General features: G+C 62.6%; 17 protein-coding genes. 5 read left to right on the top strand and 12 right to left on the bottom strand.

Annotated features, from left to right (window positions below):
* The first annotated feature begins 2 nt into the window (after window positions 1-2).
* Entirely contained in the window at window positions 3-701 is a 699-nt protein-coding gene (locus ASD58_RS15020) for a TIGR00266 family protein (RefSeq protein ID WP_057261953.1), read from the top strand.
* A gap of 147 nt (window positions 702-848) precedes the next feature.
* Here the strand turns inward: ASD58_RS15020 and ASD58_RS15015 are convergent, their stop codons facing one another.
* The 4 genes from ASD58_RS15015 to ASD58_RS15000 are packed head-to-tail and all read right to left on the bottom strand — an operon-like array spanning window position 849 to window position 5,309.
* Window positions 849-3,182, bottom strand: a complete 2,334-nt coding sequence (locus tag ASD58_RS15015) for a CPBP family intramembrane glutamic endopeptidase (protein WP_057261952.1) — start codon at window positions 3,180-3,182, stop codon at window positions 849-851.
* Window positions 3,179-3,913: an ABC transporter ATP-binding protein gene (locus tag ASD58_RS15010; RefSeq protein WP_057261951.1), complete on the bottom strand. Its 735-nt coding sequence runs from the start codon at window positions 3,911-3,913 to the stop codon at window positions 3,179-3,181. The genes ASD58_RS15015 and ASD58_RS15010 overlap by 4 nt, the downstream gene beginning before the upstream one ends.
* On the bottom strand, window positions 3,910-4,581 hold the full coding sequence (lepB, locus tag ASD58_RS15005; RefSeq protein ID WP_057261950.1) for a signal peptidase I: 672 nt from the start codon (window positions 4,579-4,581) through the stop codon (window positions 3,910-3,912). The genes ASD58_RS15010 and lepB overlap by 4 nt, the downstream gene beginning before the upstream one ends.
* Before the next feature lie 50 nt (window positions 4,582-4,631).
* Window positions 4,632-5,309 carry a helix-turn-helix transcriptional regulator gene (locus tag ASD58_RS15000; protein ID WP_057261949.1) on the bottom strand — a complete coding sequence of 226 codons (678 nt, stop codon included), beginning with the start codon at window positions 5,307-5,309 and terminating at the stop codon, window positions 4,632-4,634.
* 76 nt (window positions 5,310-5,385) lie between these two features.
* On the opposite strand from ASD58_RS15000, the gene ASD58_RS14995 reads away from it, so the two are divergent.
* Window positions 5,386-6,366 carry a cytochrome P450 gene (locus ASD58_RS14995; RefSeq protein WP_057261948.1) on the top strand — a complete coding sequence of 327 codons (981 nt, stop codon included), beginning with the start codon at window positions 5,386-5,388 and terminating at the stop codon, window positions 6,364-6,366.
* Window positions 6,363-6,707 (top strand): antibiotic biosynthesis monooxygenase, encoded by a 345-nt coding sequence (locus ASD58_RS14990; RefSeq protein ID WP_057261947.1) that lies wholly within the window; start codon window positions 6,363-6,365, stop codon window positions 6,705-6,707. Before ASD58_RS14995 ends, ASD58_RS14990 begins: the two co-directional genes overlap by 4 nt.
* Here the strand turns inward: ASD58_RS14990 and ggt are convergent, their stop codons facing one another.
* From ggt to ASD58_RS14950, 8 genes are all read right to left on the bottom strand, one after another.
* Window positions 6,708-8,474 (bottom strand): gamma-glutamyltransferase, encoded by a 1,767-nt coding sequence (gene ggt / locus ASD58_RS14985; protein WP_057261946.1) that lies wholly within the window; start codon window positions 8,472-8,474, stop codon window positions 6,708-6,710. It lies immediately after the preceding gene.
* A gap of 6 nt (window positions 8,475-8,480) precedes the next feature.
* On the bottom strand, window positions 8,481-8,927 hold the full coding sequence (locus ASD58_RS14980) for a hypothetical protein (RefSeq protein WP_057261945.1): 447 nt from the start codon (window positions 8,925-8,927) through the stop codon (window positions 8,481-8,483).
* 147 nt (window positions 8,928-9,074) lie between these two features.
* On the bottom strand, window positions 9,075-9,677 hold the full coding sequence (locus ASD58_RS31835; protein ID WP_057261944.1) for a PEP-CTERM sorting domain-containing protein: 603 nt from the start codon (window positions 9,675-9,677) through the stop codon (window positions 9,075-9,077).
* Between the two features lie 194 nt (window positions 9,678-9,871).
* Window positions 9,872-10,762 carry an RNA polymerase sigma factor RpoH gene (gene rpoH, locus ASD58_RS14970; RefSeq protein ID WP_057261943.1) on the bottom strand — a complete coding sequence of 297 codons (891 nt, stop codon included), beginning with the start codon at window positions 10,760-10,762 and terminating at the stop codon, window positions 9,872-9,874.
* 256 nt (window positions 10,763-11,018) lie between these two features.
* Window positions 11,019-11,933: a permease-like cell division protein FtsX gene (gene ftsX / locus ASD58_RS14965; RefSeq protein ID WP_057261942.1), complete on the bottom strand. Its 915-nt coding sequence runs from the start codon at window positions 11,931-11,933 to the stop codon at window positions 11,019-11,021.
* Entirely contained in the window at window positions 11,930-12,589 is a 660-nt protein-coding gene (locus ASD58_RS14960) for a cell division ATP-binding protein FtsE (protein WP_057261941.1), read from the bottom strand. Before ASD58_RS14960 ends, ftsX begins: the two co-directional genes overlap by 4 nt.
* Window positions 12,590-12,610: 21 nt before the next feature.
* Window positions 12,611-13,663 (bottom strand): signal recognition particle-docking protein FtsY, encoded by a 1,053-nt coding sequence (gene ftsY, locus ASD58_RS14955; protein WP_057261940.1) that lies wholly within the window; start codon window positions 13,661-13,663, stop codon window positions 12,611-12,613.
* Between the two features lie 50 nt (window positions 13,664-13,713).
* Window positions 13,714-14,664, bottom strand: coding sequence for a MerR family transcriptional regulator (locus ASD58_RS14950; protein ID WP_057261939.1), 951 nt, complete (start codon window positions 14,662-14,664; stop codon window positions 13,714-13,716).
* A gap of 356 nt (window positions 14,665-15,020) precedes the next feature.
* Here ASD58_RS14950 and ASD58_RS14945 point away from each other — a divergent pair, with 356 nt between their 5' ends.
* The gene (locus ASD58_RS14945) at window positions 15,021-16,094 is read left to right on the top strand and encodes a porin (RefSeq protein ID WP_057261938.1); all 1,074 of its coding nucleotides are present in this window, start codon (window positions 15,021-15,023) and stop codon (window positions 16,092-16,094) included.
* A 62-nt stretch (window positions 16,095-16,156) separates the two neighbouring features.
* Entirely contained in the window at window positions 16,157-16,624 is a 468-nt protein-coding gene (locus ASD58_RS14940; protein WP_057261937.1) for a hypothetical protein, read from the top strand.
* The last annotated feature ends 16 nt before the right edge of the window (window positions 16,625-16,640 follow it).

Below are 16,640 nucleotides of genomic sequence, written 5' to 3'. Positions count from 1 at the left end.
CTATGACGACATTTAAAGTAACCGGGGATATCGATCCCTTCCTGCAGGTGTCGATGAAGCAGGGCGAGCGTATCTTCTGCGAATCGAACGCGATGGTGATGATGGATGCCACGCTCGAATTGAAAGGCAAAATGCGCGGTGGCCTGGGAGGCGCCCTGATGCGCTCCCTGGCGAACGGCGAGTCCTTCTTCCAGCAGAACATCGAAGCGACTGGCGGCGACGGCAACTGCCTGTTGTCGCCGAACCTGCCCGGTGCGATGCGCGTGCTGGAAGTGGGCGAGCGCCAGTACCTGATCAGCGACGGCGCCTTTGTTGCGGCCAGCAGCGGCATCGACCTGCGGGTGCGCACCCAGAACGTCGGCAATGCGCTGTTCGGCCAGAGCGGCGGCTTTTTCATCACCGAATCGACCGGTTCGGGCCAACTGGTGGTGTCGGGTTTCGGAGCGCTGCATGAAGTCGACGTCGAACCGGGCAAGGAAGTCGTGATCGACAACGCCCACGTGGTGGCCTGGGACAGCGCCCTGCGTTACGAGCTGGCAGTGGCAACCCGCGCCGGCGGCGGCTTGTTTGGCAATCTGGTCAACTCGGTGACCAGCGGAGAAGGCATGGTGTTGCGCTTCTCCGGCCGCGGCAAGGTGCTGATCTGCTCACGCAACCGCGAAGCCTTCGTGGCCTGGATGATGTCGCACCAGTCCCGCTAATACGATTTACCTCCGTTAACGCCCCCCATGGCGTTCTTCCTTGCGGTGGTCCTGGAAACAGGCCACCGCTTTTTTTCGCCTGTCATTGCCAATTAACATTCGATTGCTACGGTGTGCAACGCAGATCTGTGCTTACGCGCTACAGCTTCAACGCTGCATGGCGAGCATGCCTGCGTTATACAAGGCATGCGCCAGCATAGGAGCCAGCAGCGATTTGCTGCGCTCCGCTGCGACCGCGGTGCAAAGGCCCAATACGAATACCGGCGCCATCGCCAGCGGCGGATGGATGACCGCAAATAACGCAGCGCTGGCGGCCATCGCCTGCCAGGCCGGCAGCAAGCGGCGCAGGCCGCCGAACACCTGGCCGCGGAAGATGAATTCTTCAAAGATTGGCGCCGCCAGCACGGCGAGTGGCCCCAGCCAGACCAGCGCGACCGGCGGCGGCGTGTTTGGCATGAGCCCGAGGTGGCGCAGGATCACCAGCCACAGGAAGCCGCCCGCCAGCGCGGGCAGCGCCATCAGCAACCCCCATCCCACGCTGCTGCGCCAGGCGGTGCTCCATGGACCATGCCACAGTCGCGGCACGCCGCTTGTTCCGCTGCGCCAATACAGCAGGCGTGCCAGCCCGTAGACCAGGGCGCCGGAAACGGCGAAAGACAGCGTCACCGTAGGCAGCGTTACCGACTTGCCGGCCATGTACAGCGCGCCTGCGACCAGCAACTGCAGCAGGAAGAACAGGATGGCGGCCATGATGCCGTCGGAGGCCGAGACGCGCGGCGGCGGCGAGGCCGTAGGGTCGAGCAGGTAGGGCAGCGCGTCGCGGGCGCGCTGCCACAGCGACAGCGCAAGGGACGCCAGCAGTACGATGGCAGCCAGCCGCACATGCCATTCGCGGGTGTTCAGCGCGTAGGTGTAGAGCGACGACAGGATCAGGTAGGCATAGGCGAAAGTGGGCCGCACGCGGGCGTGCATGTCCTGCGCCAGCGGATCGCAAGCCCATACGCCCAGTGCCACGGCAATTGTCGCGAAAATCGGAATGCCGGCCATGACCAGCACCAGCTGCGAGAGCAGGCGCCCATTGGCCGGCACGCCGAACCACAGCCCCATTGCGAATACGGCCAGCGGATAGATCAAGGCCAGCACCGACCATAGCTGCGCCTTCTCGGCCAGCATGCTGCCGATACTTTTCGGGTAGGTGTACAGCAGCCATAAGGCATGGCCCTCGGTATTGATGGTCTGGAAGGCCGACAGCATCAGCACATAGGCACCCAGGCCGAAGGCAACGGAAGACAGCAGCGCCGGGTCGCTGATGAACTGGTTCATGTTCTTCACCTGGCCATTCAGCACCAGCTGGCTGCCGAAGATGATCAGTGGGATCAACAGGCTCTGTACCAGGAAGTTGCGGTCGCGGCTAAGCAGCCGCAGTTCGCGCCGTTGCAGCGGCGTGCCAGGCGCCATGCCTGCGAAGGCGGAACGCGAACTGGCGCTGCGACCTGTTTCGCGCGAACCGCTTGCAACCACGCCGTCGGCCAGCAAGGCTTGCAGCAGGCGCAGGCCAAGCCACAGCAGGAAGGCGGTTTGCGCTGCCAGCAGGGCGCCGTAGCCCAGGCCGTGCAGCGTGTCGCGCGCATTCAGGGCCTGCAGCGCCAGGCCGGGTGGCGTCCACAGAGTCCAGGCCGGGAATTGCGCGGCCCAGCCCAGCGTCAGCGTGGCGGTCGGCATGGCGAGCGACATGGCCAGGTACATCAGCGGCATGCTGGCGACGGAGGCGATGGCCTGCAGGTTGCGTAGCTGCGACGGCGCCAGGCGCAAACGCAGGCCGGTATCGGCTACCGTGCGCAGGGTGGCGGCACAGGCAAGCAAGGGCAGGGTGCAGGCGGCGGCCAGCAGCGGTGTGCTCCAGCGATAGCCGGAATACCAGGCCACCGCCATGCACATCGGCCACAGGGCGAGGATGCCGGACGGATTTGCCAGTGTGCGTTCCGCGATGCGTGCCAACAGCAAGGTGCGGCGCTGCAGCGGCAGTGTGACCAGCCATTCCAGGTCCCAGTCCGGTTGTGCCAGCTCCTTGCTCCCCAGCGGCAGCAGGAAGGCGATGCCGAACAACAGGCTGGCCTGCATCACTGCTGCCTGCATCAGCACAGGATGGAAGGGCGCTGCCTGCAATTCCTTGCGTGCCTTGCGCATGGCGACGCGCGGGGCGGAATCCGATTCGGCGGCAATGCATTGGCTGCCGGTCGGCAGGCGGCACTGCATGTTCAGCAGCGAGGTGCTGGCGGTGTTCAGGAAGGCGAACAGCATGAAGGCCGACAGCACGAAGGTCACGACCCAGCGCGCATTCTTCTTGCCGCGCGTCGGTGCGCGGCTCGGACCCAGCCAACCCTTGCGAAAGCGCAGGGCATTGCCGATGTTCAGGAGCCGCAACAGCCGCAGGCGTGCAAGCAACCAGAATGCACGCGGGGCGCTGGGCAGGTCCATCATGCGGCCAGGCTGTCTTCGTCGGTGAATTTGAGGAACAGCTCTTCCAGCGTGCTGTTGTCGCTGCTGGCGCCGCGCAGTTCTTCCAGCGAGCCAGTCGCTACCAGCGCGCCGCGGTTGATGATGCCGACGCGGTTGCACATGCGCTGCGCCATGTCGAGCAGGTGGGTGGAAACGAAGATGGTCTTGCCGGCGGCAGCGCTGGCGATCAGGCGGTCCTGCACTTCGCGTGCGGCGCGCGGATCGAGGCCGTTGATCGGTTCGTCCAGGATCAGGACGGCGGGATCATGCACCAGCGCGCAGGCCAGGCCCAGCTTCTTCTTCATGCCCATCGAGTAGTTGACTGCGAACTCCTCGCTCACGTCCTGCAGGCCGAACTCCTGCAGCATCTGCGCCGCGCGTTCGATGGCAGCCTTGCGCGGCATGCCGTGCATCTCCGCCACGAATTGCAGGATTTCCCGCCCGCGCAGGTAGTCGTAGAAGATCGGGTTGTCCGGCAGGTAGCCAACGTGGCGCTTCACTTCCGCCGCATCCGACTGACAATCGAGGCCATCGACCAGCACGCGGCCAGCGCTGGGCACCAGGATGCCCATCATCATGCGGATCGTGGTGGTCTTGCCCGCGCCATTCGGTCCAAGGAAGCCAAACACTTCGCCGCGCCGCACCGCCAACGTCAGCGGCTGCAGGGCGGGGAAGTCGCCGTAATGCTTGGCCAGTCCCTGGAATTCGATCATGGCCGCAAGCTCATGCCGATGCGTTCCGTGCGCGGCGCCCAGTTGCCCAGGATGTCGGCCGAAACCAGCACGCGCTCGGCGCGGCCGATCAGCAGCTTGCGCGGCACGAAGCCGATGAAGCGCGAATCGCGGCTGTTGTTGCGATTATCGCCCAGCATCAGGTAGCTGTCGGCCGGCACGGTAACCGGGCCGAAGTCGCGCTTCGCATCCACTTGCGGCAGCACCTGGATGCTGTAGCTGGCGCTGGCATTGTGCTCCTGCAGTTGCAGGGCCTGCAGGTCGCCGACCTTGTCGATATGTTCGGTGGCGTTGCCCAGGACCGCATAGTCGGAGGTCTTGCCGTTGATGATCAGGTGCTCGCCGCGGATTTCAACGCGGTCGCCCGGCAGTGCGGCAATACGCTTGATCAGGCGGGTGCGGTCCTCGGGCGAGAAGAAGGTGACGACGTCGCCGCGCTGCGGCTCGCCGAGGTGGCTGACCGAGATGTCGGTCAGCGGCACCTTCAGGTCGTAGGCGATGCGATTGACGAAGACCACGTCGCCTTCCAGCAGGTTGGGGTGCATGGAGGCGGACGGAATCGGGTTCCAGTCGGCGATGGCGGTGCGGAATACGCCCAGCATCAGCAGGAAGGCGATAAAGCCCTTGTTTTCACGAATGAGTTTTTTCACGACCGGAGTCTCCGTCTTGGTTCAGGAAACTGCATCATCTTATCAAAACCTTAAGCGCCGCTTAGACCGAAGGCGGCCAGCATCTGGCGCTGCCCCTTGGGCGGCACCTGCAGCGCGCGGCTGTCCAGATCCTGCTCGACCCAGCCGCGTTTCAGGGCCAATTGCAGCAATGCCGCGCCGAGCGCCCCGCCAAGGTGCGGCTTGCGTTCGCTCCAGTCCAGGCATGGACAGGCGAAGCGCCGGCGCAGCTTGCGCAGGGCCGGCAAGTCCAGTCCAAGCTGGGCGAACTGCTGCTCGCCTGCGGCACTCAATTCGTATCCATCGCTGGCGTCGGCCAGCCAGCCTTGCGCGGTGAAATGATCGTGCAGCCTGACTGCCACCGTGCCTGCCATGTGATCGTAGCAGGTACGCGCGTTGCGCAGGCGGTCAGGCGTGTTGGGCTTGAACTCATTGCGTGGCAGCCCCGCAACGACCAGCAAGGCTTCCAGTGCGCTGGCGACTTCCTGGCTGGCGAGCTGGTAGTAGCGGTGCTTGCCCTGCGCAAGCTGCACCAGCAAGTGCTCATCCTTCAGGCGCGCGAGGTGGGCACTGGCGGTCGACGGGCTGACTTCGGCCACCACCGACAGCTCCGTGGCAGTGCGGGCGTGGCCGTCCAGCAGTGAGCACAGCATGCGCGCGCGGGCAGGTTCGGCGATGGCGCCGGCAATGTTGGCAAGCTTGGAATCCATATTTCGGTGTCGGACGAATTGTCGTTGTGCTTTTTTCAGCATACTGCAATTTCTTGAACGTTGCCGGAGGAATCAAATGCAGAACCTGGAATGGGATGCCGGGCGCGGTTTGTGGGTCGCGGCCGGTGCCGCGTTGGTGGAGGAGGTACTCAGCAACCCCGTGCTACGCGTGCGTCCGCTGGCCGAACCGGTGCCCGCCGCCATCGCCGGAGGCAGTGCGGGCGAGGTGTTCGGCGCGCTGGTGCGCATGAACGATGGCGAACGCCACGCTGCGCCGAAGCTGGCCTTGCAGCGCGCGCTGGCTGCTGCCGCTGACGGCGGCCTGGCGCAGCAGCGAGGGCAGTCGGTGGCGGCACAGCTGCTGGCCGAAGGACGGCCGGTTGGCGCCTGGGTATTCGAAGCGCCGGTCAGCACGGTGGCGAGCCTGCTTGGCTTTGCCGGCGCGCAGTTGCCGGCAGTGGCGCGCTGGATGGGGGAATTCGTAGCCTGCCTGTCGCCTTTGAGCAATGCGGAACAGATCGACCAGGCTCACGCTGCGAGCCTGCGCCTGCTGGCCGCCATGCGCGAGCTGCTGCAAGCGGCGCCGCAAGGATCGCTGGCCGCAAGCGTCGCGCAGGAAGCTGTTGCAGCCGGCTGGCAGAACGATCATGCCATCCTCGCCAACCTGGTTGGCCTGCTGTCGCAAACCTATGAGGCCACCGCCGGCCTGCTAGGCAACAGCCTGGTCGCGATCCAGCAAGGCGCAGAATGCAGTGACGTCAACGCGCTGGTGGCGCAGGTGATGGAAAGCGACCCGCCCATCGTCAACACCCGCCGCTTCGCCGCCGGGCGCTGTATGGTCGGCGGGGTGACAGTCGAAGCAGGGCAGGTAATACTTGTCATGCTGGGAGAAGCAAGGCGCGGCTTTGGCCATGGCCGCCATGCCTGCCCCGGCCAGCAGCTTGCGCAGCAAATCGCTGCCGGCTGTATCGAGGCGCTGCGCAGCAGGCCGCTGCCGCAGCTAAGCTGGACTTACCGCGCATCGGTCAATGCGCGCATACCGGAGTTCCATCAATGATTGCAGTGATTTTCGAAGTGACGCCGGCCGAAGGCCGCAAGGAGGCTTACCTGGACATCGCCGCCCGGCTCAAGCCAACCCTGGAGCAGATCGATGGCTTCATCAGCGTCGAGCGCTTCCAGAGCCTGGCTAATCCGGAAAAAATGCTGTCGCTATCGTTCTTCCGCGACGAAGAAGCGGTGCAGGAATGGCGCCGCGTGGAAGCCCATCGCGCCGCCCAGCAAGCCGGGCGCGAACGCCTGTTTGCGGATTACCGCCTGCGCATCGCCAGCGTGGTGCGCGACTATGGCCTCAATGAACGCGCGGAGGCGCCAGCCGATAGCCGCGAACGGCATGGATGATCAGTGCCCGCGCTTTTGCACCAGCGCGCTGCCCACGCCGTGACGCTTGCCTTCGCTGACAGCGGTCACAGTGCCGTCGGGATTGAAGACGATCGCGTTGGCGGCGCCGATTTCCTCGGCAGAGGCGTCCCAGCGCTGGCCAAAGCGTTCCAGTGCCCTGGCTTGCATGCTGTCGGCAAATCCAGGCTCGATGGAAGTAGCCTGGCCGTTGCGCTCCGAAATGCGCGGCGCATTCAGTGCCGCCGGCATCTCCATGCCCAGGTCGATATGGTTGAAAATGGTCTGCAGCACCGTGGTCACGATGGTGGCGCCGCCCGGGCTGCCGATGGTGAAGGCCGGCTTGCCGTTGCGGAAAGCGATGGTCGGCGACATGCTGCTGCGCGGACGCTTGCCAGCTTCCGGCACGTTCGGATGCGGGCCGGTGAAATCGAAGTCCGTCATTTCGTTGTTCAGGATGAAGCCATAGCCCGGCACCGTGATGCCGCTGCCGCCCCACGATTCGATGGTGAAGGTGTAGGCCACGATATTGCCGTCCTTGTCCGACACCGCCAGGTGGGTGGTGTGCGCGCTTTCGGACAGCAGCCTGGCTTTGGCAGCGCTGGCTGGGCGCAGCGGCACGCTTGGGTCTTGCTGGAACAGGTAAGGGTCGCCCGGCTGCGCATGGTGATGCGCCTGTGTCGGATCGATCAGCTCACGGCGCCGCGCCGCGTATTCCTTGCTGACCAGACCAGCCACGGGTGCATCGACGTATTCGGGATCGGCCAGGTAGGCATTGCGGTCGGCGAAGGCCAATCGCGCCGCTTCCATGTACAGGTGCTCGGCCTTCTCGCGCGGCATGGATTTCAGGTCGAAGCCTTCCAGGATATTGAGCGCTTCCGCAATCGTCACGCCGCCGCTGCTCGGCAGCGGCATGCCGACCAGCTCATAGCCGCGGTAGCTGCTGCGCACCGGCTGCCGCCAGCGCGCTTCGTAGTTGGCCAGGTCGGCCAGCGACATCTGGCCGGACCGGACCGAAACGCCTGCTGCGACGGGCGGCCGGTTGACGGAGTCGACGATCGCCTGCGCCAGCTTGCCGGAATAGAAGGCCTTCACGCCGCCGCTGGACAGCAGACGGTAAGTCTTTGCCAGGTCGGCATTGCGCAGCACCGTGCCGGCCGGCAGCGCCTTGCCGTCGCGCATATAGCGCGCGGCAGTCTCCGGGAACAGCGCGAACTTTTTCTCGTTCTCTTTGACCAGCGCGACGAAGTTGTCATTGATCTTGAAGCCGTCCTGCGCCACCTTGATGGCCGGCGCCAGCACCTGCTTGAAGGACATGGTGCCGTAGCGGTCCAGCGCATCGTGCCAGCCGCGCACCGTGCCCGGCACGCCGACCGCCATGCCGCTGGCGACCGCGCTGTCGAAATCCATTGCCTTGCCGCCGGAGGCGAAGGCGTCGGACTGGAAGGATGCCGGCGCCACCTCGCGATGGTCGAGCGTAATCACGCGGTTTTCCCTGGCCAGGTAAATCACCATGAAGCCGCCGCCGCCGACGCCGCAACTGAACGGGTCGGTCACGCCCAGCGTGGCGGCCGCCGCCACCGCGGCATCGACTGCGTTGCCGCCTTTGTTCAGGATCGCCAGCGCGGCCTGCGAGGCCGGTTCGCTGATGGTGGCGACGGCGCCGCCGGTGCCGCTGGCAACCGGGGTCTTGCCCCAGGCCGGCGCACTGAACGCCAGCGCAATGATGATGGTGGAAGTCAGTCGTTGGGGCAGGGTGTTTGGCGTCATGGGCAGCTATGTTGGCTGGGAAATATTTACCCGCAAGCTTACCCGATAATCCGGCGCCGGTGCCTTCAGCGAAGGCGGTTCGGCCGGCTCCATTCCCGTCAGCGTGAAGGTCAGTCCATTGCGCGTCACTGACCTGGTGGCGCCCGGCATGTCTTCCGCCAGCACAAAGCTGGTGTTGCCCTGTCGGTCGGTCAGCACAAAGCTGTAGCTGATGTAGCCAGCCCAGACGCACACTGCGCCTTTTTTACAACGGCTGTCGTTGACGCGCTCAAGCTTGAGCGTGACGGCAGGGGCCAGCGTAACTACTTCCCCTGGTGCCAGGACGTAGCTGGCGCTGGTGCGTGGTGCCGGGCGGCTGGCATTGTCCTCGGCAGTGCTGCGGGTTGAGCCGCAGGCGGCGGCAATGGCGAGGACCAGGCTCGCCATGCCCAGACAGATCAGTCTAGCTTGCATGATGTTCTCCTCTGGCCTGAGAACAGCTTAGCAAATCGAAAACTATCGTGTTGCACTGTTGAGTCCACTCAACAGTAAGGTGTAAATATTTCCGACAGAAAAAAAGCGCCCCGTGGGGCGCTAGTTTTTATAGTTGGTTTTCACAACTTATTCTGAGCGGCGACGGCGGGCTACCCCCAAGCCCATCAGCCCGAGGCCAAGCAGTGCCAGCGAAGCAGGTTCGGGAACCGCCTGCGGGGAGCCAGGCGGATCGATTGGGTCGATTGGATCAGTTGGCGTGGTCGGCGCATTGTTGGTGCTGGCCATCACCTTGAAATCGACGTTGGTATTGTTGTCGTGGACGTTCAGCGAGTTCAGCTTGAAGGTATGGACCACGCCGGCAGTCAGCGTGACGTCATCCCAGTACGCCGAGTAACCGCTGGGCTTGGGGACGACCTTGCTCACGCTGGCATTGTCGAGGAAGAAGTCGAAGTCGAATTCCTGCACGCTGCCGCCGTTCGGCGGCGTGATGCCAAAGTCGAAGGTGGTGTCGACATTTACTTTGACGTACAGGACTTCCTGGTCCTTGATGTGGATCCAGTCGGCAAAGGTCCAGACCGACTCCCCATCCGGGTTCCAGCCTGCACTGATCGCCGAATCAACCGTCAACGTCAGCGGTTTGGCGTAAGTCTGGCCGTCTTTGGTGGGGCCAGCGAGGGCGGAACCTGCGGCCAGGGCCAACATTGCGGTCAGTGCAAGCTTCTTAAACATGGGTAACTCCTCAGTTAATGTGCTTAAGAGTTACTTAGCAATCGCTATGCCAGAAACCAAAAATCATCGATATCAAAGACTTAGCCACTGTTGCACAGGGGAATGTAAAAATTCCCGACATTAAATTGCTTGCCCAAAAGATAAAAAAGCACCGATCCTTTCGGAATCGGTGCTTTCTTCGAAGCAGCGAGGGCTTACATGTATGCGGCCAGCGCAACCTTCATTTTCTTCAGGGCCGCCGCTTCGATCTGGCGGATGCGCTCAGCCGACACGCCGAATTCCTCGGCCAGCGTGTGCAGCGTAGCGCCCGAACCATCGTCGTTGGCAAGCCAGCGCGCTTCCACGATGCGGCGCGAACGGGCGTCCAGCTTGGACAGGGCGGTTTCCAGGCCCTCGGACTGCAGGCGCACCACCTGTTCCGCTTCCAGCACCTTGGTCGGTTCCATATTGTCGGAAGACAGGTAGGCGATCGGCGAGAACTTGTCGTCTTCATCGTCGGAAGGCGCTTCCAGGGCGATGTCGCGGCCGCTCAGGCGGGTTTCCATTTCGATCACATCTTCACGCTTCACGTCCAGGGTCTTGGCCAGTTCGTCGATCTGTGCCGGCGACATGGCGTCCAGGCCCTGCTTGTGGCTGCGCAGGTTGAAGAACAGCTTGCGCTGGGCCTTGGTGGTGGCCACTTTGACCAGGCGCCAGTTCTTCAGGATGTACTCGTGGATTTCAGCCTTGATCCAGTGCATGGCGTAAGACACCAGGCGCACGCCCTGGTCGGGGTCGAAGCGCTTGACTGCCTTCATCAGGCCGATATTGCCTTCCTGGATCAGGTCGCCATGTGGCAGACCATAGCCCAGGTAGCCGCGCGCGATCGATACCACCAGGCGCAGGTGGGAGGTCACCAGCGTTTCCGCAGCCTTGATATCGTTCTTTTCCTTCAGGCTCTTGCCAAGCGCCACTTCTTCCTCGTGGGTCAGCATAGGCAGGCGATTGACAGCCGAAATATAAGCGTCCAGGTTGCCCAAGCTCCCGCTGAAGCCAAGGGTCAGCGCGTTGCTGCCGGCAGGTACCAGTGCGTTAGTTGCGGTCATCTTATCTATCCTCGCTTGAAGGGAATGCTTTACAGAGTTACCAGCATGCACGACAGAACTTAAATGATTCTTAACCTCTATCATGCGTTCTGAACATATATTAGCACTCTCCCTTGGTGAGTGCCAATCGCTGGGATTTTATGGCTTTGATAGTAAAAATACTATCAGGCCAGCGCGATTTCTTGCGTTGGATCAAAGTCAGGATACGGCGGGGGAAGGGGCGGGCTCCGTGCGGGTACGCACGGAGCCGGAGGGCTTAATTCAGGCGCGAGAGATGGCGCTGGACGCAGAGCAGGGCGCCCACCAGGCCAAGGCTGGCAGACAGGGCCAGCAAACCGGCGGTGCCCACGGGATCGAGCGGAACCAGCTGGAATTCCGAAGCATACAGTCTTGCAAAGTCGGCAATGGCGCGATTGAGCGGCTGCAGGGCCAGCGCCACGCCGCCCAGGGCCACGCCACCGGCACACAGGCCGAGCAGGGCGCCGGTGTAATAGAAGGGGCGGTGGATGAAGCTGTCGCTGGCGCCAATCAGCTTGGAGACCAGGATTTCTTCACGCTGGGTCATCACTTGCAGGCGAATGGTATTGAACACCACCGCCACCACCACCGTGGCCAGCGTGGCGGCCAGCAGCAGCAGGGCCAGGCGCAGGATGCCCAACAGGGCGGCCAGCCGCTTGACCCAGGCCGAGTCAACCTGTACCGATTCCACGCCCGGCAGGTCGCGCATCTGCTCGGCAATACTGTCGATCTTGCTGCCTTCGGCGGCGTTCTGGAAGGCGTTCAGCTTGACCACATAGCTGTCCGGCAGCGGGTTTTCACCCAGGGTGGCCACCACGTCGGACAAGCCGCTCTTGGCATTGAGCTGCTCCAGCGCCTTTTCGCGCGAGGTGAAAATGATCTTGGCGGTCGGCGCAATCGTGCGCAGCGCGGAAGCCAGCCCGGTGGCTTGCTCGCGCGGGGTCTCGGCCTTGATGAAGACGCTGAGCTCAGGCTCGACTGCCATCTGCTCCGACATCGGCCGCACATTGTCGAGCAAGGTCACGCCCATGAAGGGCAGGGCCAGGGCAATCGCGACCACCAGGATATTGAACAGGAAAGAACCCGGCGCCCGGCGCACATGCACCAGGGCGGAACTGAGGGCGAACAGGTGGTGGCGCAGCCAGGTGCTCATGCGGCCTCCCTCATCAGTTCGCCGCGCTCGAGATGGATCACGCGCGCCGCAGCGTCCAGGATCTGTTCATCGTGCGAGGAAATCAGGCAAGTCACGCCCACCGAGTGGAAGGCATGCAGGGCGTCGATCACCTTGTTGGCGCTGGCGCGGTCCAGGTTGGCGGTCGGCTCGTCGGCCAGGATGATCTGCGGCCGGTTGACGATGGCGCGCGCGATCGACACGCGCTGCTGTTCGCCGCCGGACAGGGCCAGCGGCTGGCCGTCGGCGCGGTCCAGCAAGCCCACCTTGTCGAGCGCGGCACGCGCGCGCTGCTCGGCAACGGCGCGCGGCGAGCCCGTCACCAGCAGCGGCATCATCACATTGGCCAGCACGGTGCGGTCGTTCAGCAGGCGCTGTTCCTGGAAGATCAGGCCGAGGTTGCGGCGCAGGAAGGGAATGCCGGCGCGCTTCAGGGTGCCGATGTCCTGACCATTCACCAGTACCTTGCCGGACGTCGGCCGTTCCATGGCGGCAATCATCTTCAGCAGGGTCGACTTGCCGGCGCCGGAAGGGCCGGCCAGGTAGACCAGCTCGCCTTTGGCAATGGTGAAGGAAATGTCGCGCAGGGCGACACCGTCGGGGGAATATTGCTTGCTGACGTGCTGTAATTCGATCATGTAGGCCGCGAATCGGTCATGTTAAGCGAGCAGTGCTTCAACAAATTCAGCCGCATTGAACGGCTGCAGGTCTTCAATCTTTTCGCCGATGCCAATGAAGTACACCGGGACCGGGCGTACTCGGGCGATGGCGGCCAGGATGCCGCCCTTCGCAGTGCCATCGAGCTTGGTGATGATCAGGCCGGACAATTGCAGAGCATCATCGAAAGCCTTTACCTGGGCCAGGGCATTCTGGCCGGTATTACCGTCGATCACCAGCAAGGTTTCGTGCGGTGCACCCTCCATGCCCTTGCCGATCACGCGCTTGACCTTCTTCAGCTCTTCCATCAGGTGGAGCTGGGTCGGCAGGCGGCCGGCGGTGTCGATCATCACGACATTGGTGCCGCGCGCCTTGCCGGACTGCACCGCGTCAAAGGACACGGCAGCCGGGTCGCCCGACTCCTGGGAAATCACGGTCACATTGTTGCGCTGGCCCCACACCATCAGTTGTTCGCGGGCGGCGGCACGGAAAGTGTCGCCTGCAGCCAACAGTACCGACTGGCCGTGCGCCTGCATATGCTTGGCCAGCTTGCCGATGGTGGTGGTCTTGCCTGCGCCGTTGACGCCGGAAATCATCATCACCAGCGGCTGGTGGCGGCCCAGTTCGAATGGCTTTTGCAGCGGTTGCAGCAGGTCGGTCATCAATTGCTTGAGCGCCTCCTTGACCTGGGCGCCATCGAGCAGCTTGTCTTCCTTGACCTTGCGCTTGAGCGCATCGAGCAGGTATTGGGTGGCATCGACGCCGGCATCGGACATCAGCAGCGCCGCTTCCAGCTCGTCGTACAGGTCTTCGTCGATCTTGGCGCCGACGAACAGGATGGACAGGTTGGCGGAGGTCTTCGACAAGCCGGCCTTCAGGCGGCTCATCCAGCTTTGCTTCGGTTCGGGCCTGGCGGCCGTTTCGACTTCAAACGCCAGCGGCGCTGCGGTCTCAGTGCTGGCTGGCGCGGAAGGCGCAGGGGCCGCAGGCGCTGCGGCCGGCGCAGCGGGCGCGGCTTCCGGGGCGACCGGTTTCTTCTTGAAAAAACTGAACATGGACAGGTTGGCAGAGGGTCCTTCAATCGAACCGCGTATTCTACCAGAGGCTAGCTGAGGGCTTGCCGTTGGCGCTGCCGCCATTCGATGACCGCAGCGCTGATCGCGGTCAGTTCGCACACCGTCACACAGCTGGGCGCCCGCTTGCGCAAGGCGGAATTGCTGCCGCCGGCCCAGATTTCAGCCTGTTCCGGCAGGCGGGCCCGCAATTCGCGCAAGCTGTCGTTCACGTGGCGCGGGTTCATGGTGGCGAAAAAGGACAGTGCAATGATGTCGGCCTGCATGGCGCGCGCGCCTTCGACGATGTCCGGCAAGGGCGTCTGAACGCCTAAGGGGATGCAATGTGCTCCCTCGGCGGCAAATATGGCCTCGGCCATCAGCAGGCCCAGGCCGTGCCGTTCCTGCGGCAGGGTGGTCAGTAGCACGCGCGGGCGCGGCGCGCCGCTGCTGTGGTTCACTTGCGGTACCGAGAATACGGCGCTGCGCAACACGATCTGCACCGATTCTGCAAACAAATGCTCTTCAAACACCGCGAACTGCCCGCAAGCCCACGCTTCTCCCACCAGGGTGGTGAGCGGCGCCACCAGGTTGATCACGAAATTTTTCAAGCCCATCACCAACATCGCCTGCGTCAGTTTGCGGCGAAAAGCCTCCATCTGGTGGGCTTTGCAGAGTTCCAGGTAGGCTTGCAACTCAGGATGGGGCAGCGCAGCCTCGTCCCGCAGGCTGGTGCTGCTCTTTTGCGCCAGTGCCTGCAATTCATCGGCCGAATAGCCGATCACCTTGCCAGGACGATGCCCCAGATCAATCAATCTCTTGATCAATCTCAATTTAATTACTTGTTCGCTTGGATAGACTCGCTCTCCGAACGTGTCGCGTTCAGGGCGGGGGAAATCGTAACGACGCTCCCAGACTCGCAAAGTTTCTTTTGCAAGACCGGTGTCCCGCTCCACATCGCTGATGGTGGACGGAATTGTTACAAAAGCCGTACTCGTTTTCATTCGCCGACAGCGCCCCCAGATTGATACGCGACCTGCATTCTAACGCCGAAGTCTGACACAAAGTTGCCTACGGTGCAGGCTAGTTTCACTATGAAACTGGGGTTCAAATCGCTTGTCCATGACACAATCCTGGCGCTTTCGGTTTAGCCGCGAAAAGAACGGAAAGTGTGAAATGTGTCCTGAACAAAATAGTTGAAGGCTGCTTAAATTTTATTCGGCCCTTGTGGCAAAAGCCGTCATCTTGCAATACGTATTACTACGTGATTAGCAGGAAATATTGAGATCATATAAAATGACGGGCGATCAGCGCCGAAGAGCCCTGGTGATCGATAACAAAGAAAAGGAAGAAGCACATCATGAAGAAGACCTTGATTTCCCTCGCGATTCTCGCAGCATCCGGTAGCGCGTATGCCCAATCCAACGTAACCATCTTCGGTATCATGGATGCCGGCATCGTGTCCGAACACGGTGGCAAGAACGGTAACGTCAACAAAGTGTCCTCCGGCGTCGCCAATGCATCGCGCATCGGCTTCAAGGGCACCGAAGACCTCGGTGGCGGCCTGTCCGCAGTATTCATGCTGGAAGGCGGCATCAAAGGCGACACCGGTGAATCCGATGTGGCCGGTTCCGTATTCCAGCGCCAGGCTTATGTTGGCCTGGTGTCCAAGTCGGCTGGTACCCTGACCCTGGGCCGCCAGTACACCCCTTGGTACAACGCCTTCGTGCAAGTTGGCGATCCGTTCCAGGCTGGCCTGTCCGGCTCGGCCAAGAATATCTTCCCAGCGAACGGCATCAACGTCCGCAACAGCAATTCCGTGTACTACAAGTCGCCAGACATGATGGGTATTACGGCTGAAGTGTTCTACGCTGCCGGCGAGCAGAAAGAATCTTCGACCGGCCGTCAACTGGGCGCGTCGATCGGCTACCAGAACGGCGATTTCAACGCCCGCCTGGCATACAACAACCGTAACAACGACACCGTTGCCAACAACGTCGTGACCGGTCGTGACATTGGCCACAACACCCTGCTGGCTGTGAACTACGACTTCAAGGTCGTTAAAGCCTACGCCATGTTCAACACCAACAAAGGCCTGAACAGCGTTGCTTACCCGAACGGCACCGCCTTCACCGCAGCTGCAGTGGCGCCGTCGATCGACAGCCGCAACTACCTGGTCGGTGCAACCGTTCCTGTGTCGGCTGCTGGTTCCCTGGTGGCTTCCGTGGCCCGCGCGGATGACCGTGAAGTTGCCAACCGCGATGCTACCCAGTACGCAATCGGCTACCTGCACAAGCTGTCGCCACGCACCACCACTTACATGTCCTACGGTAAGATCAAGAACAAGAACGGCGCTTCCTTCACCGTTGGCAACAACGCTGAATCCGGCTCCGGTGACTCCGCTTACAACGTAGGCATCCGTCACACCTTCTGATAGATACCAGTTGCTGGTCAAAACGGCTGCCTCGTGCAGCCGTTTTTTTTTACAATGCTGATATGAAAACTTCCCATCGCATCGGCAGCGCGCTGCTGCTCGTCTCCGTCACAGTCCTGCCCGCCGCGCTGGCGGCCAACAAGGCTGGGGGGCTGCCGCGCCACGGCATGGTGGTCTACTCGGACTTGTGCGTGCATGAAGGCAGCGGCGAGTACGGCGGCCAGCGCATCACGCTGCAGCGCTTTGCTGAAGTCGATACCGTAATTTACGAATACACGGCCGGCGGCTTGAGCTGGCCCTTGGTGGCGACCGACGTGAATGTCGACCCGCGCGGCAAGATGATGTACTTCACCGTGCAGGAAGGGGAGGACGAGCGCACCATCAGCGGCAAGTTCTCGCCTAACGGCGAAACGCTGACACTGGATGGCGGCTATTGCGACGACCAGTCGCAGCCAATGGTACTGGCCAAGGTGCACGATTTCAGCCGTGCCGCCAAAGCCTGCAAAGCCTGTCCCGCACCGAAGCGGTAAGCGAAAAATCGAAGGG

The organism is Duganella sp. Root1480D1, assembly GCF_001427305.1.
Classification (GTDB): Bacteria; Pseudomonadota; Gammaproteobacteria; order Burkholderiales; family Burkholderiaceae_D; genus Rugamonas.
This window is presented reverse-complemented; position numbering and strand designations above follow the sequence as displayed.